The organism is Pseudonocardia humida, assembly GCF_023898865.1.
Lineage (GTDB): Bacteria > Actinomycetota > Actinomycetes > Mycobacteriales > Pseudonocardiaceae > Pseudonocardia > Pseudonocardia humida.
The window spans coordinates 1-25204 of the sequence record NZ_JAGSOV010000034.1; the positions used below are offsets into that span (position 1 = coordinate 1).

24 protein-coding genes and 1 pseudogene are annotated in these 25204 nt (G+C 74.7%); 17 read left to right on the forward strand and 8 right to left on the reverse strand.

Annotation, left to right across the window (positions count from 1 at the left end; translation table 11 throughout):
* The 11 genes from KDL28_RS14535 to KDL28_RS14585 all read left to right on the forward strand — a co-directional run.
* The coding region (locus tag KDL28_RS14535; protein WP_252438789.1) for an SDR family NAD(P)-dependent oxidoreductase at positions 1 to 730 on the forward strand (730 nt) is incomplete at its 5' end.
* A 76-nt stretch (positions 731 to 806) separates the two neighbouring features.
* Complete coding sequence (locus tag KDL28_RS14540; RefSeq protein WP_252438791.1) at positions 807 to 1598, forward strand: SDR family NAD(P)-dependent oxidoreductase; 792 nt, start codon at positions 807 to 809, stop codon at positions 1596 to 1598.
* A 47-nt stretch (positions 1599 to 1645) separates the two neighbouring features.
* Positions 1646 to 3238 carry an ABC transporter substrate-binding protein gene (locus KDL28_RS14545; protein WP_252438793.1) on the forward strand — a complete coding sequence of 531 codons (1593 nt, stop codon included), beginning with the start codon at positions 1646 to 1648 and terminating at the stop codon, positions 3236 to 3238.
* A 144-nt stretch (positions 3239 to 3382) separates the two neighbouring features.
* On the forward strand, positions 3383 to 4186 hold the full coding sequence (locus KDL28_RS14550; RefSeq protein WP_252438795.1) for an SDR family NAD(P)-dependent oxidoreductase: 804 nt from the start codon (positions 3383 to 3385) through the stop codon (positions 4184 to 4186).
* A gap of 9 nt (positions 4187 to 4195) precedes the next feature.
* Positions 4196 to 5467, forward strand: a complete 1272-nt coding sequence (locus KDL28_RS14555; protein WP_252438797.1) for an LLM class flavin-dependent oxidoreductase — start codon at positions 4196 to 4198, stop codon at positions 5465 to 5467.
* Positions 5464 to 6237 carry an alpha/beta fold hydrolase gene (locus KDL28_RS14560; protein ID WP_252438799.1) on the forward strand — a complete coding sequence of 258 codons (774 nt, stop codon included), beginning with the start codon at positions 5464 to 5466 and terminating at the stop codon, positions 6235 to 6237. Before KDL28_RS14555 ends, KDL28_RS14560 begins: the two co-directional genes overlap by 4 nt.
* 5 nt (positions 6238 to 6242) lie before the next feature.
* Positions 6243 to 7007 carry an SDR family NAD(P)-dependent oxidoreductase gene (locus KDL28_RS14565; protein ID WP_252438801.1) on the forward strand — a complete coding sequence of 255 codons (765 nt, stop codon included), beginning with the start codon at positions 6243 to 6245 and terminating at the stop codon, positions 7005 to 7007.
* Positions 7008 to 7024: 17 nt separating this feature from the next.
* Positions 7025 to 7336 carry an EthD family reductase gene (locus KDL28_RS14570; RefSeq protein WP_252438803.1) on the forward strand — a complete coding sequence of 104 codons (312 nt, stop codon included), beginning with the start codon at positions 7025 to 7027 and terminating at the stop codon, positions 7334 to 7336.
* Positions 7333 to 8577: an LLM class flavin-dependent oxidoreductase gene (locus KDL28_RS14575; RefSeq protein ID WP_252438805.1), complete on the forward strand. Its 1245-nt coding sequence runs from the start codon at positions 7333 to 7335 to the stop codon at positions 8575 to 8577. Before KDL28_RS14570 ends, KDL28_RS14575 begins: the two co-directional genes overlap by 4 nt.
* Positions 8578 to 8698: 121 nt before the next feature.
* Positions 8699 to 10642, forward strand: coding sequence for a GAF domain-containing protein (locus tag KDL28_RS14580; protein ID WP_252438807.1), 1944 nt, complete (start codon positions 8699 to 8701; stop codon positions 10640 to 10642).
* Positions 10643 to 10742: 100 nt separating this feature from the next.
* Positions 10743 to 12707: a helix-turn-helix domain-containing protein gene (locus KDL28_RS14585; protein ID WP_252438809.1), complete on the forward strand. Its 1965-nt coding sequence runs from the start codon at positions 10743 to 10745 to the stop codon at positions 12705 to 12707.
* A 7-nt stretch (positions 12708 to 12714) separates the two neighbouring features.
* Here the strand turns inward: KDL28_RS14585 and KDL28_RS14590 are convergent, their stop codons facing one another.
* From KDL28_RS14590 to KDL28_RS14600, 3 genes are all read right to left on the reverse strand, one after another.
* Complete coding sequence (locus KDL28_RS14590; protein ID WP_252438811.1) at positions 12715 to 13314, reverse strand: hypothetical protein; 600 nt, start codon at positions 13312 to 13314, stop codon at positions 12715 to 12717.
* Between the two features lie 14 nt (positions 13315 to 13328).
* On the reverse strand, positions 13329 to 14468 hold the full coding sequence (locus KDL28_RS14595) for a zinc-dependent alcohol dehydrogenase (protein ID WP_252438813.1): 1140 nt from the start codon (positions 14466 to 14468) through the stop codon (positions 13329 to 13331).
* 105 nt (positions 14469 to 14573) lie between these two features.
* Entirely contained in the window at positions 14574 to 15350 is a 777-nt protein-coding gene (locus tag KDL28_RS14600; RefSeq protein WP_252438815.1) for a hemerythrin domain-containing protein, read from the reverse strand.
* Positions 15351 to 15483: 133 nt separating this feature from the next.
* Here KDL28_RS14600 and KDL28_RS14605 point away from each other — a divergent pair, with 133 nt between their 5' ends.
* Complete coding sequence (locus KDL28_RS14605) at positions 15484 to 16023, forward strand: carboxymuconolactone decarboxylase family protein (RefSeq protein WP_252438817.1); 540 nt, start codon at positions 15484 to 15486, stop codon at positions 16021 to 16023.
* A 136-nt stretch (positions 16024 to 16159) separates the two neighbouring features.
* Entirely contained in the window at positions 16160 to 16966 is an 807-nt protein-coding gene (locus KDL28_RS14610; protein ID WP_252438819.1) for a hypothetical protein, read from the forward strand.
* Between the two features lie 54 nt (positions 16967 to 17020).
* Here KDL28_RS14610 and KDL28_RS14615 read toward each other — a convergent pair whose 3' ends face one another.
* Positions 17021 to 18208 (reverse strand): phytanoyl-CoA dioxygenase family protein, encoded by a 1188-nt coding sequence (locus KDL28_RS14615; protein ID WP_252438821.1) that lies wholly within the window; start codon positions 18206 to 18208, stop codon positions 17021 to 17023.
* Between the two features lie 101 nt (positions 18209 to 18309).
* Here KDL28_RS14615 and KDL28_RS14620 point away from each other — a divergent pair, with 101 nt between their 5' ends.
* Positions 18310 to 18957: a substrate-binding domain-containing protein gene (locus KDL28_RS14620; protein WP_252438823.1), complete on the forward strand. Its 648-nt coding sequence runs from the start codon at positions 18310 to 18312 to the stop codon at positions 18955 to 18957.
* Here the strand turns inward: KDL28_RS14620 and KDL28_RS14625 are convergent.
* A complete protein-coding gene (locus tag KDL28_RS14625; protein WP_308216005.1) occupies positions 18905 to 19867 on the reverse strand; it encodes an oxidoreductase in 963 nt (320 codons plus the stop codon). The two genes, KDL28_RS14620 and KDL28_RS14625, sit on opposite strands and share 53 nt — an antisense overlap.
* Positions 19864 to 20781: an NADP-dependent oxidoreductase gene (locus KDL28_RS14630; protein WP_252438825.1), complete on the reverse strand. Its 918-nt coding sequence runs from the start codon at positions 20779 to 20781 to the stop codon at positions 19864 to 19866. Before KDL28_RS14630 ends, KDL28_RS14625 begins: the two co-directional genes overlap by 4 nt.
* Before the next feature lie 87 nt (positions 20782 to 20868).
* On the opposite strand from KDL28_RS14630, the gene KDL28_RS14635 reads away from it, so the two are divergent.
* Both KDL28_RS14635 and KDL28_RS14640 read left to right on the forward strand, forming a co-directional pair.
* Positions 20869 to 21438, forward strand: a complete 570-nt coding sequence (locus KDL28_RS14635) for a TetR/AcrR family transcriptional regulator (protein WP_252438827.1) — start codon at positions 20869 to 20871, stop codon at positions 21436 to 21438.
* 404 nt (positions 21439 to 21842) lie between these two features.
* Positions 21843 to 22063: pseudogene (locus KDL28_RS14640) on the forward strand (MMPL family transporter); the annotation flags it as partial.
* A 7-nt stretch (positions 22064 to 22070) separates the two neighbouring features.
* Here the strand turns inward: KDL28_RS14640 and KDL28_RS14645 are convergent.
* Both KDL28_RS14645 and KDL28_RS14650 read right to left on the reverse strand, forming a co-directional pair.
* Complete coding sequence (locus KDL28_RS14645; protein WP_252438829.1) at positions 22071 to 22454, reverse strand: STAS domain-containing protein; 384 nt, start codon at positions 22452 to 22454, stop codon at positions 22071 to 22073.
* 1228 nt (positions 22455 to 23682) lie between these two features.
* Positions 23683 to 24300, reverse strand: a complete 618-nt coding sequence (locus KDL28_RS14650) for an RNA polymerase sigma factor (RefSeq protein WP_252438831.1) — start codon at positions 24298 to 24300, stop codon at positions 23683 to 23685.
* A 320-nt stretch (positions 24301 to 24620) separates the two neighbouring features.
* Here KDL28_RS14650 and idi point away from each other — a divergent pair, with 320 nt between their 5' ends.
* Positions 24621 to 25178 carry an isopentenyl-diphosphate Delta-isomerase gene (idi, locus tag KDL28_RS14655; RefSeq protein WP_252438833.1) on the forward strand — a complete coding sequence of 186 codons (558 nt, stop codon included), beginning with the start codon at positions 24621 to 24623 and terminating at the stop codon, positions 25176 to 25178.
* Positions 25179 to 25204: the final 26 nt, after the last annotated feature.

Consider the following 25204-nt stretch of genomic DNA (forward strand, 5'->3'; position numbering starts at 1 on the left):
CGCCGTCCGGTTCGCCGAGGAGGGCGCCGACATCGTGATCGGCGACCTCGCCCCCGGCGACGAGACGGTGGCGCTGGTCGAGAAGGCCGGCCGCCGCGCGCACTACGTGCGCACCGACACCACCAGCGAGGCCGACTGCGACGCGCTCGTCGCCGCGGCCGTCGCCGAGTTCGGCCGGGTCGACGTCGGCGTGGCCTCGGCCGGGATCGCCACCGCGGCGGGGCCGAGCAACGTGCAGACCCGGGTGGCGTCGGAGGGCGCGACGAACGTCGTCAACCTCGACGTCGCGGCGTTCCAGCGGGTGCTGGAGGTCAACGTCGTCGGCGTGCTGCAGACCGACCGCGCGCTGGCCCGGCGGATGCTCGCCCAGGGCGACGGCGGATCCATCATCAACATCGCCTCCAGCGCGGCGAAGATCCCGCTGGCCGGCGCCTCGCCCTACTGCGTGTCCAAGGCGGGCGTCTGGATGCTCACCAAGGTCATGGCCCTGGAACTGGCCACGACCGGCATCCGGGTCAACGCCGTCGGTCCCGGCTACACGGCCACGCCGATGATCGACGGGATCGAGGACGACGAGGCCGCGTACGCGGCGGCCATGGGCATCACGCCGATGAACCGGCTGGGCCGGCCGGCCGAGATCGCCGCGACCTGCCTGCACCTGGCCTCGGCGGAGTCGACGTTCACCACCGGGCAGCTGCTGCTGCCCGCCGGGGGCCAGTTCACCGGCTGACCGACGGGCCCGGGCAGCACGTCCCGGTGCGCCGCACCCCGATCGTCCACTGTGGACCGACAGCAGGGAGAACAGGATGGCAGGAGCACTGCGGGACCGGGTCGCGGTGATCACCGGCGGGGCCGGCGGGATCGGCCGGGCCACCGCCGTCCGGTTCGCCGAGGAGGGCGCCGACATCGTGATCGGCGACCTCGCCCCCGGCGACGAGACGGTGGCGCTGGTCGAGAAGGCCGGCCGCCGCGCGCACTACGTGCGCACCGACACCACCAGCGAGGCCGACTGCGACGCGCTCGTCGCCGCGGCCGTCGCCGAGTTCGGCCGGGTCGACGTCGGGGTCGCCTCGGCCGGCATCTCCTCGGCCGCCACCGCGGCCGAGCGCCAGGCCCGGGTGGAGAGCGACGCCGGGCACGTCGTCAACGTCTCCACCGACGCCTTCCGCCGGGTCATGGACGTCAACGTCATCGGCGTCCTGCAGACCGACCGCGCGCTGGCCCGGCAGATGCTGGCCCAGGGCGACGGCGGATCGATCATCAACATCGCCTCGACGGCCGGGAAGATCCCGCTGGCCGGCGCCTCGCCCTACTGCGTGTCCAAGGCGGGCGTCTGGATGCTCACCAAGGTCATGGCCCTGGAACTGGCCACGACCGGAATCCGGGTCAACGCCGTGGGCCCCGGCTACACCACGACCCCGATGTGGGACGTCCCCGAGGACAGCCCCGCGCACCGCCAGGCCATGAGCATCACCCCGATGGGCCGCAACGGAACCCCCGACGAACAGGCCGCGGCCTGCCTGTTCCTCGCCTCGGCCGAGTCGTCGTTCATGACCGGCCAGATCCTGCACCCGGCCGGCGGCCAGTTCACCGACTAGCGGACCACCGACCACCCGGCGACCCGCCAGACCCAGGAGACACACCCGTGAGAACAGCACCGCCGTCCCCGCCGAGGACACTGCACTCGCGCCCCCGCTGGTTGGTCAGCCTGCTGGCCGTGCTCGCCCTGCTGGCCCTCGCCGCCTGCGGCGGCGGAGCCCGCTCCGGCGGCGGCGGGGGCGGGGGCACCGGCGAGATCGACCCGAACGGCACGTTCCGCTACGTGTTCGTGCAGAACCCGTCGACCTTCGACCCGCACAAGTCGGCCAACCCCTGGGACATGATCTTCTTCCGGCTGGTCTACGACCAGCTGATCATGGAGGACGAGGCCGGTGAGCTGGTCCCGCAGCTGGCCACCGGGTGGGAGTTCGTCGACGACGACACCGCGCTGGTGCTGACCCTGCGCGACGACGTCACCTTCACCGACGGCACCAAGTTCGACGCCGCCGCGGTCAAGGCCAACCTGGACCGGGCGATGACCCTGGAGGGCAGCACCCAGAAGGGCGCGCTGGCCCGGGTCAACGACGTGCAGGTGGTCGACCCGACCACGGTGCGGGTCAACCTCAAGGGCCCGGGCGGCAACCTGCCCGCGCTGTTCAGCGGCACCACCGGCACCATGATCAGCCCGGCCGCGCTGAGCAACCCCGACCTGGACCAGAAGCCCGTCGGCTCGGGCATGGCGACCCTGGCCGAGTTCATCCCCGGCCAGGTCAGCCGCTACGACCGCAACCCGGACTACTGGGACCCGGAGGCGGCGAAGGCCGCGCACTACGAGATCTACGTGCAGACCTCCGCGCCGACCCGGATGAACATGCTGCAGACCGGGCAGGCCGAGCTGACCTACCTCGACCCGTCGCAGGCCGAGCAGGCCGCCGCGGCCGGGCTCAACTCCGCGCCGTCCAAGAGCCTGTCGATCATGTCGATGTACATGAACACCGGCAAGCCGCCCTTCGACGACATCCGCGTCCGCGAGGCCATGGAGCACGCCGTCGACCGGCAGGCGATCGTCGACGGCGTCTTCTTCGGCATCGGTGAGCCGGTGGCCCAGTACATGCCGCCGGAGTACTGGGCCTTCAACCCCGACGTCGTCCCGGACAAGCCGGAGTACGACTACGACCCGGCCAAGGCCCGCCAGCTGCTCGCCGAGGCGGGGTACCCGAACGGCGTCGACTTCGAGATGCTCGTGCCCAGCCTCGACGACCACCGCGCGGTGGCCGAGGCGCTGGTGCCGATGCTGGCCGAGGCCGGGCTGCGGGCCAGCACCCGGGTCATCGAGTCGCCCACCACCCCCAACACGTTCTACGCCCGCCAGGAGGGCAACGCCTTCCCCGGCATGGGCGCGCCCTTCCAGGACCCGACCACGGTCTACCAGGCCAGCCTGCCCGGCCAGTTCGCCAACCCGTGGAACACCACCACGCCGGAGTTCCAGCAGGCCTGGCTGGACGCGCTGACCGGCGCCACCCGCGACGAGCGGCTGCCCGCGATGCACCGGATGGTCGAGGAGGAGAAGAAGATCCGCAAGTCGTTCCCGCTGCACGCGCACTTCCCGCCCAGCGCCTGGACCGACAAGGCCGTGTTCCCGGAGGGCTACCGCCCCGCCTACGCCCCGACCTTCCGCGGCGTCGGCGTCACCACCTGACCGGTGGAGCGGTGCCCACGCACCACCTCGGTGGTGTGGGCACCGCTCCATTGTCCGGCCGGTCCCGCACTCGCAGACTTGACCCGTCGCGCCGGTCCGAGCCCCGCTCCCGGCGGCATCCCGCACTCCACCGAGAGGACAACCATGCGTCTGGACGGCAGGGTCGCCGTGATCACCGGGGGCGGCTCCGGGATCGGCGCGGCCACCGCCCGCGCGTTCGCCCGCGAGGGGGCGCGCGTGGTGATCGCCGACATCGACGAGACCGCAGGCGAGGCCGTCGCCGCGGAGATCGCCGCCGAGCTCACCGCGACGGGCGCCACCATCGACTTCCTGCACGCCGACGCGTCCGACCCGACCGAGATCGAGCGGGTCATCGGGTTCGCCACGAGCACCCACGGCCGGCTCGACGTGCTGCACAACAACCACGTGTCGTTCGAGTCCGGCCGGGTCGGCGACCTCACCCTGGAGGGCTTCCGGCGCTCGCTGGAGGTCGGCCTGGTCTCCTACTGGTACGCGATCAAGCAGGCGCTGGTGCCGATGGTGGCCGCCGGGCGCGGCTCGATCGTCAACACGGCCTCGGTCTCCGGGCTGGCCGGCGACTTCGGCCTCGGCGCCTACAACGTGCTCAAGGCGGGCGTGGTCAACCTGACCCGGGTGACCGGCATCGAGTACGCCCGCAAGGGCGTGCGCTGCAACGCCGTGTGCCCCGGCCCGATCGGCACCCCACCGATCGAGCGGCTGCACGAGGCCGCGCCGCGGATCTGGAGCGACATCCGCGACGCGATCCCGATGGGCCGCTACGGGCGGGCCGAGGAGATCGCGAACGTGGTGCTGTTCCTCGCGAGCGACGAGTCGTCGTTCGTCACCGGCAGCCACATCGTCGCCGACGGGGGCCTGTGGGCGCACTCCGGGATGCCGCCGATCGGCGGCCTCGGGCCGGACTTCTAGGGCGGCGCGGTGAAGTTCCACTGGTTCGCCGAGGCCACCTACCCGGCCCTGCCGACGACCTACCCGCAGCGCCATCCCAGCGGCAGCGTCGACGTCCCGGCCGCGCTGGTCGACCCGCACCGCGCCGGCGAGCTGTACCGGATGTTCATCCGGCTCATGCAGCAGGCCGACCGGCTGGGCTGGGACGGGCTGGCGGTCAACGAGCACCACCAGACCACGTTCGCGATGACCCCCTCGCCCAACCTGCTCGCCGCCGGCCTGGCCTCGACCACCGAGAACGCCGCGCTGCTGGTCATCGGCAACTCGCTGGCGCTGTACAACCCGCCGGTCAGGGTGGCCGAGGAGCTGGCCTACCTGGACTGCCTGTCGGGCGGGCGGCTGATCGCCGGGTTCGTCTTCGGCACCCCGATGGACACCGCGTTCGCCTACGGGGTGCCCCCCGCCGAGCTGCGCGAGCGCTTCCACGAGGCCCGCGAGCTGATCACCAGGGCCTGGACCGAGCCGGAGCCGTTCGCGTTCAACGGCCGCTACAACCGGCTGCGCTACGTCAACGTGCTGCCCCGGCCCGTGCAGGCGCCCCCGCCGATCTGGGTGCCCGGCACCGGCAGCGTCGAGACCTGGGACCTGGTCCTGGACGAGGGCTACTGCTACGGCTACCTGTCGTTCTTCGGGCTGGCCAACGCCCGCCCGATCGTGCGCGGGTTCTGGGACCGGGTCGAGCGGCGCGGCCTGGAGCCCAACCCGCACCGGATGGCGTTCACCCAGCTGGTCTGCGTGGCCGACACCGACGCCGAGGCCGAGCGGCTCTACGGCGACGCGGTGCGCTACTTCTTCACCCGCCAGCGGGCCCCGCTGCACTACGCCAACCCGCCCGGCTACACCTCCCGGGCCTCCCAGCGCGAGGTCCTGGAGCGGGCCAAGGGCGTCTCGACCGAGGACCGGTTGCGCGCCACCCGCGGCGAGCTGTCCTTCTGGGAGTACGACGAGCTCGGCTTCATCGTCGCCGGCACCCCGGAGCGGGTGCGCCAGCGGCTGCACGAGCTGGCCGTCGAGCTGCGGGTGGGCCAGCTGATCACCTGCATGCACATGGGCGACCTCGCCGAGGACGTCGCCGCGATGAACAACGAGCTGTTCGGTACCCGGGTCGCGCCGTTCCTGCGCGAGCTGTGGGCCGAGTACGACGACCCCTGGACGCCGCCGGTGAGCCGGCAGCGGGTGGCCGCCGCCGCGCCCGGCATCCCCGTCGACGCATTCCCGTCCCCGCGAGGAGGAGACGCATGACCACCCTGGAGATCCCGCACGTCGGCCGGTTCGACGTGCAGGTGTGGGAGCAGGGCAGCGGCGAGCCGCTGCTCTACCTGCACGGCTACGAGCGGCACCCGGGCGGGGCCGGCTTCCTGCGGCGGCTGGCCGAGTCGCGCCGCGTGCTGGCCCCCGAGCAGCCCGGCTACGGCCGCTCCACCGGCGTCGAGTCGTTCACCGACGTCCTGGACGTCGCGCTGTTCTACCGCGAGCTCGTCGAGTCGTGGGGCATCGACCGGATCGACGTCGTCGGGCACTCGCTGGGCGGGATGTTCGCCGCCGAGCTGGCCGCGATCGCCCCGCAGCTGGTGCGCAGGCTGGTGCTGGTGAACGCGTTCGGCCTGTGGCTGGACTCCCAGCCCGCGCCCGACCCGTTCGGCGCCGCCGACGAGGTCAAGGCGGCCAAGTGGCACGGCGAGGCGCCCACGTCGGAGCCGACCAACTTCGAGCCCGACCCGGACGACCCGCACGCGGCGATCCTGTTCAGCGCGCAGAACCTGGGCTCGGCCACCAAGTTCATGTGGCCGATCGCCGACCGCGGGCTGCGCAGGCGGCTGCCGCTGATCGACGCGCCGACGCTCGTCGTGCACGGCACGTCCGACGGGCTGCTGCCGCCCGCCTACGCCGAGGAGTTCGTCCGGCTCATCCCGGACGCCCGGCTCGCCCCGATCGAGGCGGCCGGCCACTACCCGATGGTCGAGCGCGAGGACGAGTTCGTCGCCGCCGTCACCGACTTCCTGGAGGGTTGAGCGACATGGGCAGGGTCGAGGGGAAGATCGCGCTGGTCACCGGCGGCGCGGCCGGCATCGGCGCGGAGACCGCGCGCACGCTCGCCCGCGAGGGCGCGCAGGTGGTGATCGCCGACATCAACCTGGACGGGGCCAAGCGGACGGCCGAGGGCGTCGGCGACGCCGCGTCGGCCGTGCACTTCGACGCGACCGACCAGAAGTCGATCGAGGACCTGGTCGCCGCGGTCATCGCCCAGCACGGGCGGATCGACGTCATCCACAACAACGCCGCGCTGGTCGGGCCGGACGCCTGGTTCACCGACGGCTCGGTGGTCGACACCAGCGTCGAGATGTGGGACCGGGCGTTCGCCACGAACGTCCGCAGCATCTTCCTGATGTGCAAGTACGCGCTGCCGCACATGGTCGCGGGCGGCGGCGGGTCGATCATCAACATGTCCTCGGTCGGCGGGATGCGCGGCGGCGCCGCGCTCACCGCCTACGGCACGACCAAGGCCGCGGTGATCGGGCTGACCCGCCACGTCGCCGCCCAGCACGGCAAGCAGGGCGTGCGCTGCAACGCGATCGCCCCGGGCGTCATCCGCACCCAGCAGCTGCTCGACGCCGTGCCGCAGCTGCCCGAGGCGGCGCTGGCGGGGGTCGCGTCGCCGCGGGTGGGCGAGCCCTTCGACATCGCCAACATGGTGCTGTTCCTGGCCTCCGACGAGTCCGCCTTCGTCAACGGCGAGGTCTACCGCGTCGACGGCGGCGCGATGGCCGCAGGCCCCCGCTGACCCCCCCGAGGAGAGACATGATCAAGCTGACGGTGCTCTACGACACCCCGGCCGACGTGGCCGCGTTCGACGCCCACTACCTGGGCACGCACGTCCCGCTGGCGCGCAAGGTGCCCGGGATCGAGCGGGTCGAGGTGACCCGGTTCGGGCCCGGCCCGGACGGCTCCGCCCCGCGCTACCACCTGATGGCCGAGCTGTACTTCGCCGATGCCGCGGCCATGCAGGCCGGCCTCGGCTCGGCCGAGGGCCGCGAGCTGGGCGCCGACGTGGCCAACCTCGGCGGCACCCCCGCCACCCACCTGGTCGGGAACCTGGAGGACTCGCAGTGAAGTTCCACTGGTTCGCCCAGCACTACTACACCAAGCTGCCGCCGGACTTCGGCGACACCGTGCGCAGCTCGTGGGTCACCCCGCCGGCCGCGGTCGCCGACCCGACCCAGGTCGGCGAGGACTACCACATGTACCTGCGGCTGATGCAGCAGGCCGACGGGCTCGGCTGGGACTCGCTGCTGCTCAACGAGCACCACCAGACCTCGCTGGCGATGACCCCGTCGCCCAACCTGCTCGCCGCGGTGCTGGCCGCGACCACCGAGAACGCCGCGATCACGCTGTGCGGCAACTCGCTGGCGCTGTACAACCCGCCGGTGCGGGTGGCCGAGGAGATCGCGATGCTGGACGCCCTGTCCGGCGGGCGGGTCATCGCCGGCATCGTGTTCGGCACCCCGATGGACACCGCCTTCTCCTACGGCGTGCCGCCGATCGAGCTGCGCGAGCGGTTCCACGAGGCCCGCGAGCTGATCACCCGGGCCTGGCGGGAGCCCGAGCCGTTCGCGTTCAACGGCAAGTACACCCAGCTGCGCTACGTCAACACCTGGCCGCGGCCGGTGCAGGACGACATCCCGATCTGGATCCCGGGCAGCGGCAGCCCGGAGACCTGGGACGTGGTCAACGACAACGACTACTGCTACGGCTACCTGTCGTTCTCGGGCAAGCAGAGCGCGGCGCCGATCGTCGGCGGGTTCTGGGACTACACCGCGTCCCAGGGCGCCAACATGAACCCGAACCGGATGGCGTTCACCCAGATCATCTGCTGCGCCGACAGCGACGCCGAGGCCGAGCGGCAGTACTCCGACGCGGTGAAGTACTTCTACCGGCAGAACCCGACCGCCATCGAGTTCGCCACCCCGCCCGGCTACAACACCCCGGCCGCGATCAAGGCCAACCTCACCAGGGCCAAGACCCAGTCGGCCGAGGAGCGGCTCAAGGCCACCCGTGGCGAGCTGTCGTTCTGGGAGTACGACGAGCTCGGCTACATCATCGCCGGCACCCCGGAGCGGGTGGAGCAGCGCGTGCGCGAGCTGGCCACCGAGCTGCGGATCGGCCAGCTGATCACCTGCATGCACGTGGGGAACCTGCCCGAGGAGGTGGCCGCGCAGAACAACCAGCTGTTCGGCCAGGTCATCCCCAAGCTGCGCGACGTGTGGGGCGAGGAGGAGGACCGCTGGACCCCGAAGGTCAGCCAGGAGCGGGTGGCGGCCAAGTTCGGCGACGGCGCCGGGCTCGCCGTGTGAGGCGCGGTGGACGGGGCGGGCGGAGTCCACGACCGCCCCCGTCCACCGGACGGGTGCTGCGCGGCGCCCCGATGACCTAGCGTGGCCGAGTCGACGGGAGGCGAGCGTGATCCTGGGCGGGATGGGCACCCCCGCGCCCGACCAGACGCTGGCGCGGCTGCTGCACCTGCTGGCCACCGAGGCGCCCAGCGAGGCGTTCGACCAGCTCGCCGAGATCGTCGAGGCCGGCGCGCCGGGACCGGAGCGCGACGAGATGCTGGTCGCGATCGGACGCGCCGGGCGGGTGCGCGAGCTACTGGCCCGGCGCAAGCGGCGGGAGAAGGAGACCGCCGCGCTCGTCGAGACCGCCCGCGACCTCGCGTCGCTGCGCGACGTCGACGAGGTCCTGGAGGCCATCGTGCGCCGGGCCCGCCAGCTGCTCGGCACCGACGCCACCTACCTGGCGCTGAAGGACCCGGTCGCCGGCGACGTCTACATGCGGATCACGCTGGGCACCGTCACCCGGGCCATCGAGTCGGTGCGCCAGCCGCTCGGGCGCGGCGTCGGCGGACGGATCATCGCCACCGGCCGCCCGTTCGCCACCGCCGACTACCTGACCGACCCGCGCCTGGACCGCGACCCGGCGGTCACCGACGCCGTCGTCGAGGACGGCATCGTCAGCATGGCCGGGGTGCCGCTGCGGGTGCGCGACGACGTCGTCGGCGCGCTGTTCGTGGCCAACCGCTACCGGCGCGCCTTCGACGACACCGAGGTCGAGCTGCTGACCTCGCTGGCCGACCACGCCTCGGTGGTGATCGAGAACGCCCGGCTGTTCGGGCACGCCGAGGCGGCCGCGGGGCGGTTGCGCGAGGCCAACGACGAGCTGGCCCGGCAGAGCCGCTCGCTGGAGCGGGCCGCGGCCGCGCACGAGCAGCTGATGCCGCTGGCCCTGCGCCGGGCCGACGTCGGCGAGCTGGTGCAGGTGGTGGCCGGGATGCTCGGCGGCAGCGTCGCCGCGGTCGGCGCGGACGGGACGGTGTCCGCCGCCGCCGGGGACGCCGCGCTGCACGGGTCGCTGCACGGGTTGCTGCCCGATCCGACCGATGCCGCGCTCGACGCCCGCGAGGTGCCCGACGCGCCGGGGACGTGGACGGTGCCGGTGCGCGCGGGCGGCGAGACCTTCGGCCACCTCGTGCTGGTGGTCGAGGGCCCGCTGCCCGACGCCGACCTGCGCACCCTGGAACGGGCGGCGCAGACCGCTGCCCTGCTCCAGCTGATGGAGCGCCAGGTCTCCGCGGCCGAGCAGCGGGTGCGCGGCGAGCTGATCGACGACCTGCTGGCCGATCGCGAACCCGACTGGGCCGCCTTCGACCGGCGGGCGCGCCGCTCCGGCGGGCTCGACCTGCGCGTGCCGCACGTCGTGCTGGTGCTCTCGGCCGACGGCGTCCCCCGCCGGCAGCTGCTGCGCGCCGCGGCCGACCGGGCCGCCCGCGACGGCGGGCTGGCCACCGAGCACGCCGCCCGCGTGGTGCTGCTGCTGCCCCGGATCGACCGGGCCGTCGCCGCCCGCACCGTCGCCGCCGAGCTCGGCAAGGCGACCGGCGGTGTGGTGACCGCGGGGGTGGTCGGGCCGGCGACCTCGCCCGCGCAGGTGCGCGCGATGCACCGCGAGGCCGAGCGGGCCCTGCGCCTGCTGCTCGCGCTGGGCCGGGAGGGCGAAGGCGGCGGCGCGGAGGAGCTGGGCGTGCTGGGCCTGGTGCTGTCGGGCACGTCCCGCCGCGGGCTGCAGGACCTGCTCGCCGAGGCGGTCGAGCCGGTCCAGCGCTACGACGCCGAGCACAACGCGCTGCTGCTGCCGACCCTGGACGCCTACTTCGCGGCCGGGCAGAACCCGCGCGCGGTGGCGCGCGCGCTGCGGGTGCACCCGAACACGGTCTACCAGCGGCTGGAGCGGATCGACCGGGTGCTCGGGCACCGCCGGTGGCGCGAGCCGGAGGGCGCGCTGGTCATGCAGGTCGCCCTGCAGCTGCGCCAGGTGCTCGAGCAGGTCCCGCTCGACGACCTGCTCCCCGGCCGACCCGGCTAGCAGTGGTTAACGCCGACTCCCGTTCACCTTGACCTCGTCCGTTTGAGCTGCTTACAGTCGGCTAACGACCATTTGCCAACGACGGCCGGTTGAGGTGCCGATGTCCCTGACCACCGACGCCTCCAGCCGCGCCGGCACCCCGGCCGGCGTCCTGGCCCACGTGCTGCGGCTGCTGGCCGAGGAGGCCCCCGCCGATCAGCTCGACGTGGTCGCGGCGCAACTGCGCGACCCGGCCGTCGCGCCCGACGAGCGCGGTGTCGCGCTGCTGGGCCGCGCGCTCGCCGACGCCAGGCGCGTGCGCACCCTGCTCGACCAGCGCGCCCGCCGCGAGCGCGAGATGCGGGTGCTCGTCGAGACCGCGCGCGACCTCACGTCCCTGCGGGGCACCGACGAGCTGCTGCGCGCCATCGCCGACCGGGCCCGGCAGCTGCTGGCCGGTGATTCCACCTACATCGCGCTGGTGGAGCCGGCCACCGGCGACGCGGTCATGCGGGTCACCTCCGGCACCCGCACCCCGGCCATCGAGACCGTGCGCCAGCGCCCCGGGCTCGGGGTCGGCGGGTACGTGATCCAGACCGGCCAACCGCTGGCCACCACCGACTACCGCCGCGACGCCCGGCTGCGCCGCGACCCCGCGGTGGCCGCGGCCGTCGCCGACGAGGGCTTCGTCAGCATGGTCGGCGTGCCCATCAAGCTGGGCACCGCGGTCCTCGGCGCGCTGTTCGCCGCCACCCGCCGCCGGCACACCTTCGGGCAGGGCGAGATCGCCCTGCTGTCCTCGCTGGCCGGGCACGCCGCGGTCGTGCTGGAGAACGCCCGCCTCTACGAGCGGGTGCAGGAGGCGTCGCACGAGCTGCGGGCGACCAACGCCCGGCTGCGCGCGCAGGGCGAGGCCCTGCAGCGGGCCGGGCGGGCCCACGAGCGGCTGATGCCGATGGCGCTGCACCGCGTCGGGCTGCTCGAGTTCGCCGACACCGTCGCCCGCATCCTGGACGGCACCGTCGTGGTGCTGTCCGGCGACGGACGCGTGCTGGGGCAGGCCGCCGTGCCCGGCGCCCCACCGCCGCTGGCCGTGCTGACCGGTCCCCCACCGGGCGCGGTCGTCCGCGCGGTGCCCATCGGCGCGGGCCGCGAGGCGTTCGGCCGGCTGCTGTTCGCCCGCTGCGGCCCGCTGTCCGACACCGACGAGCGCACCCTCGAACGGGCCGCGCAGACCGCGGCGCTGCTGCTGGTCATGCAGCGCCAGACCTCGCTGGTCGAGCAGGAGCTGCGCGCCGAGCTGGTCCAGGACCTGGTGGCCGAGCAACCGCCGAGCTGGCCGGTGTTCCACCGGCGGGTGCGCCGGCTGGGCGCGGTCGACTTCGCCCTCCCGCACAGCGTCCTGGTGCTCAGCGGCCAGGAGGTGCCCCGGCGCAGGCTGCTCGACGCCGCGGTCCGGTTCGCCGCGCGGCGCGGCGGCATCGTCGGCGAGCACGCCGGGCACGCCGTCGCCCTGGTGCCGGGCACCGACGCCGCCGCACTGGCCCGGGCCGCGGCCGCGGACCTGGCCGCGGCCACCGGCCACCCGGTCACCGCGGGCGCGGCCGGTCCGGCGGACTCGGCCGAGGCGGTCCGCGACCTGCACCGGGCCGCGGCCCGCTGCCACCGGCTGCTGCTGGCCCTGGGGCGGGCCGGCGACGGCGCCGCGCTGCCCGAGCTCGGGGTGCTCGGCTCCCTGCTGGAGGAGGCCTCCGCCGCCCAGGTGGGCCACCAGGTCGAACGCGCGCTCGGGCCGCTGCTGCGCTACGACCGGGCACACGGCTCCCAGCTCGTGCAGACCCTGGACCGCTACTACGCCGCCGGCCAGAACCCGCCGACGGTCGCGCAGCGGCTCGGCGTCCACGTCAACACCGTCTACCAGCGCCTGGACCGCATCGACCAGGTGCTGGGCAGCCGCTCCTGGCGCGCCCCGAGGGGCGCGCTGGAGCTGCAGGTGGCGCTGCAGCTGCACCGGCTGCGCGGCGACCCGGCCGAGCCGCCCGCACCCGCCGACCCCGCGGCGCTGCCGGGGCCGGCGCGGCGCTGAGCGGCGGTCAGCCCCGCGCCCGCCGGAGCAGGGCGCGGGTGCCGACGACGACCGCGCCCGCGGCGACGAGCCACGGCCCGGCGACGATCAGCGGGTCGAGGCCCTGGTGCACCACGTCGGCGCGCCGGCGCCCGCGCCGGGAGGCGATCCCGTGCCGGGTGAACTCGGCGAGCACGCCGGTCTGGGTGATCGGGTTGTCCGGGCGCGGGCTCGCGAACGAGCGCAGGTGGCTCTCCCAGGCGTCGACCCGGTCGGCGGCCACCAGCAGCAGCCAGTGCGCCGCGCGCCCCTCGCTGTAGCGGCGGTAGGAGAACTTCCGGATCGCCCCGGACAGGCCCTTCGGCGGGCAGGAGGTGCCGAACACGGGGGTGAGGATCGCGTGCTCGATCGACCGCTCCCGCGGCCACTTCTCCGGCTGGCGCTCCGGGAACTCCCAGTGCGCCCCGCTCGTCCCGGGGTCGAAGCGCTCCCGGGGCACCGCGGGCCGGTCGGCCGGGTCGAGGTCGGCGCCCCAGCCGGGGATGCGCGCCCGCAGCTGCTCGCTGGTCTCCGCGTTCGGCGGCTTCCGCGCCGTGTAGGTCGGCAGGTCGGTCGTGGGCTCGGTCATCGTTGCGGCCCTCCTCAGCCGGCGCTCGGGACGATCAACGGCTTGATGCAGCCGTCGAGCTTGGCCGAGAACATGTGGTAGGCCTCGGCGATGTGCTCCAGCGGCACCCGGTGGGTGACGATGTCGCTGGGCTTCAGGTAGCCGTTGCGGACGTGCTCGAACAGCCGCGGCCACTGCCGCTTGACCGGGGCCTGGTTCATCCGCAGCGTGAGGCCCTTGTTCATCGCGTCGCCGAACTTGACCGCGCTGAAGATCGGGCCGTAGGCACCCATCACCGAGATCGTGCCGCCCTTGCGGACGCCGTCGATCGCCCAGTTCAGCGCGATCGGCGAGCCGCCCTGCAGCTTCAGCTTGGCCGCGGTGACGTGCTGGAGCAGGTTGCCGTCCGCCTCGGCGCCCACGGCGTCGATCGCGACGTCGGCCCCGAGGTGGCCGGTGATCTTCTTGAGGTGCACGACGATGTCGTCGTACTCGACGAAGTTGTAGGTCTCGGCGTGCGCGAACTCCCGCGCCTTGGCCAGCCGGTACTCCAGGTGGTCGATGACGATCACCCGGCCCGCGCCCATCAGCCACGCCGACTTGGCCGCGTACAGCCCGACCGGCCCGGCCCCGAACACGACCACCACGTCGCCCTCGACGATGTCGCCCAGCTGGGCGCCGAAGTAGCCGGTGGCCAGGGCGTCGGTGAGCAGGACGGCGTCCTCCTCGGCCATCCAGTCCGGGATCGGCGCCGGCCCGACGTCGGCGAACGGCACCCGCACGTACTCGGCCTGACCGCCGTCGTAGCCGCCGCTGGTGTGCGAGTAGCCGTAGATCCCGCCGACCGCGGTGGCGTTCGGGTTGACGTTGTGGCAGTTGGAGTACAGGCCGCGGGCGCAGAAGAAGCAGGACCCGCAGTAGATGTTGAACGGCACCATGACCCGGTCGCCCGGCTTCAGGTTCCGCACCGACGACCCGACCTCGTGCACCGTCCCGACGAACTCGTGGCCGAACGTCATCCCGACCCGCGTGTCGGGCATGAGCCCGTGGTAGAGGTGCAGGTCGGAGCCGCAGATCGCGGCCAGCGACACCTTGACGATCGCGTCGTTGGGGTGCTCGATCGGCGGCACGTCCTTCTCCTCGACCCGCACCTTGTACGGCCCGCGATAGACCATCGCTCGCACCCGTCGCCTCCCAGTCCACCGCGCCGCCGTCCGGACGACCGCCGTCCGGTGCTGCGCGGTGCCCCGGGCATCCCCGCGGGACGGCGGCGCAAACCGTCAGGAGCGGCTGGTCTCCCGGCGCTCACCGCGCTGCATGATCGGCAGCTGCTCGACCGCCCCCGCCGCGGCGGCCAGCGCACGGTCGAGGGTGGCCAGCCGGGTGCGGAAGCGGTGGCCGGTGCGCTCGTCGAGCCGCTGCAGGTTGTCCCGGCCGCGGTCGAGGACCGTCAACGGCAGCGCCGAGAGCGTCTGCCCCGGTGGGCGGCGGGACACGACGGGGTGCGGCCGGGTCGGCGAGATCCGCCGCACGAGCTCCCACTGCAGGCCCAGCAGCCGCAGCCGCCACGGACCGAGCAGCTGCTGCAGCCGCGGCAGCAGCTCGTCCTCCTCGGTGCGCACGTCGTGGTCGAGCACGGCGAACGCGTGCTCCATCAGCTCGACGTGCCCCGGTTCCGCGCGGTCGGACCCGTCCAGGTCGGCGACGACGTCGTCGACCTCCTGGTGGTCGGTCTCGATGCGCAGGGTCAGCGGATCGCCTTCGGGCAGCACCCGGCGCGCGGCCGGGAAGAGCACGGCCTCCTCGGCGAAGGCGTGGGTGAACACCAGCCGGGCCAGCGCGCGCAGCGCCCTGGCGTGCTCGCGCTCGTCGCCCGGGCCCAGCGTCTCCCGGGCGCGTGCCATGAGCCGGTCCAGCCGGGCGTGGTCGGCCCGCTGGCGGGCCAGGATGCTCATCCGGCCGCCGAGCTGCCGCGGGCTCCGACCGGCGATGGACGGTGGGGGCCCACCGGCGGCGGCGACCGCGGGCGAGGCGGGGGGTGTGGGGTCGTGGCTCACGCGGGCCGTGTACCCCTCCGTCCCCGTTCAACCGCGCGCCGTCGGAACGCACGCGCGAGAACACGACGATCGCGCTCCTGCTCCCGGACCGCCGCCGGAACGGAGCGCCCCGACCCTCGTACTGTGCCGGGGCATGGCCCGCGTCAGGTACCTCACCGCCGAGACCGCCCCACCCGCCGTCGCCTCGACCGTGGGCAAGATGCCCCCGCTGCACGTGTTCCAGATGCTCGCGCACGCCGAGACCGCCTACCGGCCCTGGTTGCGGTACGGCGGCGCCATCCTCTCCGACCTCGCCCTCGACCCGCTGCTGCGCGAGCTGGTGATCCTGCAGGTCGGGCGCCTCGCGGCCCGCTACGAGTGGGAGCAGCACGTCCCCATCGCGAAGGCCGCGGGCGCCACCGACGAGCAGCTGGCGGCCCTCGACCGCGGCGAGCTCGACCCGTTCGACGCGGCTCAGCGCGCCACGCTCGTGTTCACCCGGGCCTTCGTGCGCGACGGCGAGGTGACCGACGAGGAGTACGCCGCCCTGTCCGCCGAGCTCTCCGAGCGCGAGATCGTCGAGATCGCGCTGACGGCGGGGCACTACCTCGGGCTGGCCCGGGTCATGACCGCGCTGCGGATCGACCCGGACCCGGCCGTCGGGCCCGAAGGGCTGCCCGCCGCCCGGCTCTGAGGGGCGCAACCGCCGCCCGCACCGGTCCGGTCGGTCCGCGCGGCCGCTTGGCCACGATCGAAGCGGGGTAGCCATGGTAGCCCGCTGACGGTCCGCACCGACGGACGAGTCAGCCCCCGATCGAGGAGGTCCGATCATGACAGACCCGTCCACGAAGGACAGCACCACGGCTCCCGGCGACGCCGGCGCGTCGAGCTCGACGCTCGACCGCAGGCGCGAGAAGCTGCGGGCGGCGAAGGCGGCGGCCGACTCGGCCGCCTCCCACGTCGCCGACATCGACCGGCAGCTCGACGACAACTCCGCGCGCCGCCGCGAGCACGAATCCGCGCTGCAGGCCGCACTCGACCAGGTCGCGAACCTGAAGAAGTCGATCAAGTCGGCGGCGAAGCAGGACGACAAGCTCCAGGCCGCGCGCAAGAAGGCCCGCAGCGCCGCCGCGCAGGCCCAGCAGCGCGCCGCCACCGCCGAGACCAAGTACGAACGCGCCGTGCTCGCCGACATGGTCCGCCGGGAGAAGGACAACGACCTGTCCCGGCACGCCGCGACCGGTTCCGGGGCGGGCGACCAGGACGCGGGACCGGCCAAGGCCCCCGAGCAGCCCGCCGCCGCACCGACCACAACCGGATCGGCGGCCCCGGCCGCGACGACGCCGGCCGCGACGGCACCGGCCGCGGCGGCCGGGGGCACGGCGTCCTCGACGGAGACGAAGGCGAAGGCGACCGCCCCGCCGTCCGGTGGGGCGGAGTCCGCCCGATCCGGTGCGGGAACCGCCCGGACCACCGCGGCACGCACGACGGCCGCGCGCGCCCGAGCCGCCACTCCCCGTACGAGGAGCACCACGCGCTCGACGTCCTCGGGCACGACCAGGCGCGCTTCGACGAAGGCCGCCCCGGGCAGCGGGTCCGACGGCGGGCGCCCCGAGAAGGACGGCACCGGCGCCTGACGCCCACGTCGGTCGTCGCGACGCGGTGGGCCCGGCCGGCGGGCGCCCCCGTCGTCACGGGGCGCTGGCGCGCCGCTCGGCGTGGGCGGACAGCGCCGCGTCGAACGCCTCGACCGGCCACCGCTCGCCCGAGGCCCGCCACACCAGCTCGGCCTGGGTCTCCGGAGCCAGCCCGCCGATCGGCTGGTCGCGGTCGAGGTTCGTCGGGAAGGCGTAGCCCTCCGCGGCCGCGGCGACCACGTTGCGCAGGGTGCGCTCGTCGGCGCCGGCGGCCCGCTGAGCGGCCAGCACCGGGTAGAGGGCCCGGCACATCGCCGCGCGGTCGACCGCCTCCATCGCCCGGCCGAACGCCGACGACACCTGCAGCAGGTTGGCCATCCGGCGGACGTCGGCCGAGCGGTTGGTGCCGGCCCCGTGGAACAGGGCCGGGTTGAAGAAGGCGGCATCGCCCTTGCGCAGCGGGAGCTGCACGTGGTGGGCGTCGAAGTAGGCGCTGAACTCCGGGCGGTGGAAGGCGACGTAGCCGGGGGCGTACTTCTGCGAGTGCGGCAGGTACATGGTCGGCCCGGTGAGCACCGGCATGTCGCAGTGGGCCACCGCGCCCTGCAGCGTCATCGCCGGGGAGAGCCGGTGCACGTGGGCGGGGAAGGCCGCGCTCTGCTCCTCGGACATGAAGCCGAGGTGGTAGTCGCGGTGGGCCACCTGCGCCCGGCCGCCGGGGTTGACCACGTTGACCTGGCTGGTCAGCTGGTAGCCCGGGCCCAGCCAGGCCTGCGAGACCAGCGCGATGACGTCGTTGCCGTAGTAGGCCGCGAAGGCCTCCGGGTCGCGGACGGCGAACTTGTCCAGCGCACCCCAGACGCGGTCGTTGGCCCCCGGCGCGGCGAAGTGGTCGCCGCCGACCACGCCCGCGGCCTTCTGCTCGGCGATCAGGGCCTCGAAGACGGCGGTGGCGCGGTCGACGGCGCCGGTGTCGGGGAAGGCACCGGCGAACACGACGATGCCGGGCCCCTCGGCGAGGGCGCGGGCCAGCTCGGCCTGCACGTCGCGGCGGCCCTCCGGGGTCGTGGTGTGGTCGCGCAGCCGGGGGCCGTAGACCAGGACGCCCTCCCGCACCTCGTCGGCGTAGGGGTACCCGGCCAGGTCCGTCGTGGTCTCGACGACCGCGCGGAAGTCCTCCAGGCGGCAGTCGTCAGCGGTGAACCAGCCGGGTGCGGTTCGGGCGGCGGGCTCGACGGTCATCACGACGTCCTCTCCGGGCGCTTCCTGGTGGGCGGAACGCATCGAGCGTGACGGGCGGGCAGCGGGGTCCACAAGCCCGCCGATCCCTCAAGAAGCGGGTCGTGGCCGCCGTGGAACGGCTGGCCGACGCCGGCATCCCGGTCGTCACGCTCGTCACCGACCTGCCGACCAGCCCCCGGATCGCCTACGTCGGCCTGGACAACCGGGCGGCCGGGGCCACCGCGGCCTACCTGATCGACCAGTGGGTCCCCGCGGACGGCGCCGTCCTGGTCACCCGGGGCACCGGCTCCTTCCGGGGCGAGGACGACCGCGAGATGGGCTTCCGCGCGACCACCCGCTCCCTGCGCCCCGGGCGGCGGCAGGTCGAGCTGGTCGAGGTCAGCGACGACGACGTGCTGCGCGGCCTGGTCCGCGACGCGCTCGCCGACCCCGCGGTCACCGCGGTCTACTCGATGTACGCCGTGGGCGGCAACGCCGCGACGGTCGCGGCCTTCGCCGAGGCCGGGCGGCCCTGCCGGGCGTTCGTCGCGCACGACCTGGACGCCGAGAACCTGGCGCTGCTGCAGGGCGGGCAGCTCTCCGCGGTGCTGCACCACGACCTCGCACTCGACCTGCGCCGCGCCTGCCACCTGGTCATGCAGGCACACGGCGCGCTGCCGGGCACCCCGCGCTCCTGGCACTCGAGCGTCCAGGTCGTCACGCCCTACAACATCCCCGGCGACACGGTCGCCGCGCCCGGGCGGGGCTGAGGGCTTCTCGACGGGTCGCCGTCGCCGCTTTCACGACGTGCGAGCGCGAGGTCGAGGCAGCGGGAAGCGGGTGTCGGTGAGCTTCCCACAGCCGCCCGGCGACGCCGGCGTCGTGCGCTTCGGCTGATCGCTGCACCAGCGTGGCCGGGCCGCGCACGCCCCCGAAGCGGCTCGGGGCGGCGAGGCTCCCGCCCGGGACGTCTCCGACGGCGGCGAGCAACGTCGGGAGCGCGCCGGCTTCCGGCCCGTGCGCGAGCACACGTGTGGCGATCGCGCTGAGGGTGTCGAGGACCCGGTTGCCGCTGGCGATCCGGAAACCCGTCGCGGCCCAGCCGGGGTCGGCAGCGGTGGCGATCACGGGTGAGCCGGCCGCGGTCAGGCGTCGCTGCAGCTCCGCGGTGAACAGCAGGTTCGCCAGCTTGGACTGCGCGTAGGCGGCGAACGGGCGGTACGGACGCCGGTGCCATCCCAGGTCGTCGAAATCGATGTGCGCCCAGCGGTGGGCTCTCGAGGAGACGGTCACCACCCGTGCGGTGACCCGGTCCAGCAACAGGTTCGTCAGCGCGAAGTGCCCGAGGTGGTTGACCCCGAACTGGCTCTCGAAGCCGTCGGCGGTGCGCTGGAGGGAGGCGGTCATGGCGCCGGCGTTGTTGATCAGGAGATCGACCGGCTCGTCGACGCCGCGAGCGAACTCCCGGACCGAGGCGAGCGAGGCCAGATCCAGTGGGCGGACCTCGGCCCCGCCGCCCATCGCGGCCGCAGCCGCGCGGCCCTTGTCCTGATCCCGGACGGCGAGGATGACCCGCGCCCCGCGTGCCGCGAGCGCGGCAGCGGCGGCCCGGCCGATCCCGCTGCCGCCCCCGGTGATGATCGCGGTGCGACCCGTCTGGTCGGGGATCCGCGCGCTCACAGCGTGATCACGATCTTGCCGTGGACGTGGCGTCCGGCCTGCACGGTCACGGCGTCGCGGATCTGCTCGATCCCGAAGGTGGTGATCGGCACGGTCAGCCGGCCGGCGCGGATCGCCTCCGTGATCGTGTCGAGGTCGGCCGGTCGGGCGTCGGTGCCACCGGTCGCTCGCGCGCCGCCGGGTGGGTTGGGCCCGGCGGCGATGGTGGAGATCCGCTCGGGCGCCACGCCGAGCGCGAGCGCCGCCTCGACGGTCTCCGTGCCGAAGAGGTCCGTCGCGGCGGTGACGCCGCCCGGAGCCAGCGCCCGCACACGGTCGGCCAGCCCCGCTCCGTAGGACACGGGCTGGGCGCCCAGCTCGCGCAGGAAGCCGAAGGTGCTCTCGGCGGCGGTCCCGATCACGGTCGCGCCGGCGAGCGCGGCCAGCTGCACGGCGAACACGCCCACACCGCCGGCAGCGCCGCCGACCAGGACGGTGTCGCCGGGGTGCAGCCCGATCGCCGACAGGGCGGCCGCGGCGGTGAGACCGGCGACGGGGATGGTGCCGGCGACCACGTCGCTGATGCCGTCCGGGGTGCGGAACAGCGCATCGGCGGGCGTCTGGACCACCACGAAGTCGGCGGCGGCCCGGCCCAGCGCGCCACCGTAGACCCGCTCGCCGACCGCGTACGCCGACACACCGTCGCCCACCTCGTCGACGACCCCGGCGAAGTCGTACCCGAAGCCCGACGGGAGGGTGCGGCCGAACCGGGTCGCCACTTCCGGGGTCGAGGCGAGGAGCGCGTCCATCGCGTTCAGGCCGAAGGCCGAGACCCGGACCCGGACCTCGCCCCGTCCGGCATGGGGTTCGGGCACGTCCCGCAGGTCGAGCACTTCGGGGCCTCCGAACTTCTCGTAGATCACGGCTCTGCTCACCGGCGGACCTCTCACGACTGCCTCGATGGGACTTGGTCTCATCACCCTACACCCGGTGATGAGACCAAGTCCCGTACCCTGGCCGGTATGGCCAGGTGGGAACCCAACGCGTCACGGCGACTCATGGCCGCGGCGCTCGACCTGTTCGAGGAGCACGGCTACGACAACACCACCGTGACCGGGATCGCGGAGCGGGCCGGGCTGGCCAAGAGCACCTTCTTCCGCCACTACGCCGACAAGCGGGAAGTGCTCTTCGACGACGACACCCTGGCCGCTCTGCTCGTCGAAGGGATCGGGGCCGCACCCGAGGGAGCCACCGCCCTCGACGCGCTGGCCCACGCCTTCGACCGGACCGGCAGGGCGGTCTTCACGAACGACCGGCGCGAGTTCAGCGCCCGCCGGATCGCGGTCATCGCCGCCGCACCGGAGCTGCAGGAGCGTGACGCCCTCAAGGAACGCGGCCTGATCGCGGCGATGGTCGACGCGCTCGAGCGGCGCGGCGTGCCCGACCTGACCGCACGCGTGGCCGCGGAGCTCGGCGCGCTCGCCTTCCGGGTCGCCTACGAACGCTGGGGCGACCCGGCCGCCCGCGACGACTTCGACCAGGTCCTGCGGCGCGCGCTCGTCGACGTGCGGGACGCCGGCGCCTTGTGCTGACCAGCACACCTGGTCCCAGAACGCCCTGGTCATCGGTGGGTCGCGGCTCCCGCGGCCCGCGTGCCGGGCGGTTCGTCGCGATGGGGTGCATCCGGATCGGGGGGTGCGCCGGTAGGGCGGGGTGAAGGTTCTCCCCACCACGCTCTGGAGGGACGATGCGACGCATCGCCACGGCGCTCGGCGGCGGTCTCGCCGCCTGCGCCCTCGTCCTGGCCACCGCCCCGCTGGCCGCGGCCCAGGAGACCGGGCAGGTCCGGGTGGTGCACGGCATCCCGGACACCCCGGTCGACGGCTACGTCGACGGCGAGCGGGCGCTGGACGACTTCCAGCCGGGCACCAGCGAGGGCCCGGTGGACCTGCCGGCCGGCGGCCGCGAGGGTCGCCCTCTTCCCGGCCGACGCCGGGTCACCGGCGGCGTCATCACCTCGGCCGGGTGGTGCTGGCCGCGACGTTCGCCGCCCTCGCGGTCATCCCGATCCTGTTCCTGCTGCAGATCGCGATCCTGGTCGCCTTCGGCGTGCTGCTCGACACCCTCATCGTGCGCTCGCTGCTGGTACCGGCCCTGTCGTGGGACATCGGCCGGCGGATCTGGTGGCCCTCCGCGCTGTCCCGCGGCAAGCCCTGACCCGCCCTCACCCGTCCAGTCGGGCGAGCAGCGCGCCGAGGTCGCCGTGGACGTCGACGACCTCGAGCACGTCGGTCAGCGCCAGCACCTTCTCGACCGGCCGGTTGCCGGTGACGCCGGTCAGGTGCAGCGAGCCCCGGATGCCGAGCCGGTTGCGCTGCGCGTTGACCAGCACCGTCACCCCGGCCGCGGCCAGGAACCGCACGCCGGCCACGTCCAGCACCAGGTCCCGGCAGCCGGCGGCCGTCTGCTCGCGCAGGTGGTCGGCGAGCCGGGGGGCGGTGGTGCCGTCGAGCGCCCCGACCAGGGAGACCACGCAGACCGCGTCGCTCGGCCAGTCGGTGGTCAGCGCCAACGCCGAGGGGTCGCCGGGCGCCTCGGCGTCGCTCACGGGCGGGGAGGCCCGGGGCGCGGTCCGTCGGGTCGGCGCGGGTCGGGCCAGTTCACCTGTCGGTCTCCGTCTCGGAATCGGACAGCTCCTCATCAGCGGGGGCCGACTGCTGCGGCGCGATGCGACGGGCCTGGCCCGGCGCGGTGCCGGACCGGCCCGGGGCGGACTCCGACTGTCCCGGCGTCGAACCCGACCGGCCCGGAGCCGAGCCGGACTGCCCCGGCGCCTCGCCCGACTGACCCGGAGCCGAACCCGACTTCCCCGGCGCCTCGCCCGACTGACCCGGCGTCGAACCCGTCCGGCCCGGAGCCGAACCCGAGTTCCCGGGAGCCTCGCCCGACTGGCCCGGAGCCGAACCCGACTTCCCGGGAGCCTCGCCCGACTGACCGGGCGTCGAACCGGACTGGCCCGGCGCCGTGCCCGACTGACCCGGCGCGGTGCCCGACTGACCCGGAGCTGTACCGGACTGCCCCGGCGCGGTGCCCGACTGGCCTGGAGCTGTACCGGACTGCCCCGCCGTGCCTGACTGGCCCGGCGCCGAACCGGACTGCCCGGTCGCGGTGCCGGGGCGACCGGGTGCTCGGGGGTCGGTGGAGCGGGCGACGTCCGCGCAGAAGCCGGGGACCTCCTCGGCGCTCCCGGCGGCGTCCACCAGCACGGCGAACGCCGGATCGCCCGCTGCTCCGCGCCCGCCCGCGCGCCAGGCGCGGCAGAGCTCGTCGGTGCCGGGGGGCCGCGCCGTCGCGGGGGGGGGGGGGGGGGGGGGCGCGGCGGGGGGGGGGGGGGGGGGGGCCCCCCCCCCCCCCCCCCCCCCCCCCCCACGGCCGTGCCCGTCGGCGGTGCGCTCACGGCGACCGCCGGCGGGTCCTGCGGTGCCCCCGCCGAACTCGTGGTGAGTGCCATCCCCCCGGTCGCGCCGGTGGCCAGGGCGATCCCGATGACCACCTTGGCCCCGAGCACCTTCGACAGCACCGCGCCGAGCGCCGAGCGCCGGGTGGGCGCGGTCGGGACCGGCGCGGTGTCGCGCGCCGCGGCGAAGGCCGCGACGGCGGCGGCCTCGCCGGCCAGCTCGTCGGCCGTGCCGGGCGCGGCCGCCGCGGCCAGCAGGCGGCTCAGGTCCGACGGTCCGCCGTCGCCGTCGAGCAGGCGCTCGGCGGTGGCGCGGCTGAGCCGGATCCGGGTGGTGGTGGGCATCTCGGGTCGTCCAGCGCCCCCGTCGCCGGAACCGTTACGCATCGCCGCCACCCGCGGCCGTCCGCTCGTCCTCCAGCACCTGGGCCAGGCGCCGCAGGCCGCGGTGGGCGGCGACCCGCACGGCCCCCGAGCGCTTGCCCAGCACCCGGGCCGCGGTCGGCCCGTCGAGGCCGACCACCGCCCGCAGCAGGACGGCCTCGGCCTCGGCCTCGGGCAGCGCCAGGATCCGGGCGATCGCCCGCCGCGTCGCGATCGCGCCGAGCGCCTCCTCCGAGGCGTCCTGCCCGTCGGGCAGGTCGGCGAGGGCGGCGGTGTCGACCGGGTCGGTGGGCCTGCGCCCCCGCCGGCGCACGAAGTCGATCGACCGGTTGCGGCAGATCGTGGTCACCCAGCCGCGGAAGCCGTCCACGTCGCCGACGAAGCCGCGGATCCCGCGGGCCACGTGCAGCCACGTCTCCGCGGTCACGTCCTCCGCCTCCGACCCGACCAGCGCGAAGGCGTAGCGCAGCAACCGGGGTTGCAGGCAGCGGTAGAGCACGGCGAACGCGGACTCGTCGCCGTCGCGGGCGGCACGCAGCGCCCGTTCCAGGCCCGCGTCGGCCGAGTCCGGTTCGGGCCCTGGTGGGACCACATCGCCCACGGCAGCGCGCACACGTCCTCCACGTCGTAGGGGCGAGGGTGCACCACAAGGGGGAGCGGGCGCCCTACCTGTCCCGGCCCTCAGCGTCGCGTACCTCGAAAGTGTTACGGCGCCCGCCCACCCGTTCCTCGCCGACGCGCCCGCCGACGCCGTGCGGCGCCGCGGACGGCGGTGCTCCGGCGCGCGTGGACGACGTGTCGGGGGTATGCAGATCGGGTGAGCCTGAGCTGCGCCTCACCGGGCGACCCCGACCACCTCATCGCCGACGACCGGCCCGCCCCCGGGCCGCGCACGAGGCACGGCCGCGGGGGCTCCCACACCGGAGCGATCGCGTGAGCGCCGCCGAACAGGTCGTGCTGCTCGACGACGAGGGCCGCGCCGTCGGCACCGCCGACAAGCACACCGTCCACGGCGCCACGACGCCGCGCCACCTGGGCTTCTCCTGCTACGGCTTCGACGGCGCCGGGCAGGTCCTGGTGACGCAGCGTGCGCTGGACAAGCCGACGTTCCCGGGGGTGTGGACGAACACCTGCTGCGGTCACCCCGCCCCCGGCGAGGCCGTCGAGGACGCCGCGCGCCGCCGGCTCCGCCACGAGCTCGACGTGCGCCCCCTCGACCTGCGGCTGGTCCTGCCCGACTTCGCCTACCGGGCGTCGTTCGCCGGCGTCGAGGAGCACGAGCTCTGCCCGGTCCTGGTCTGCCGGATCGAGGACCCGCCCCGGGCGCGCCCCGACGAGGTCGAGGCGTGGCAGTGGTGGTCGTGGTCGCGGCTGCGCGACGAGGCCGCGGCGCCCGGCTCGATCCTCTCGCCGTGGGCCCGCCTGCAGATCCCGCTCCTCGCCGCGTCGGGCGAGGTGGAACTCCTCGCCGGCGCCCCGTCGCCGCGATGACCGGCGCCGCGCCGCGCCGCGGCCCG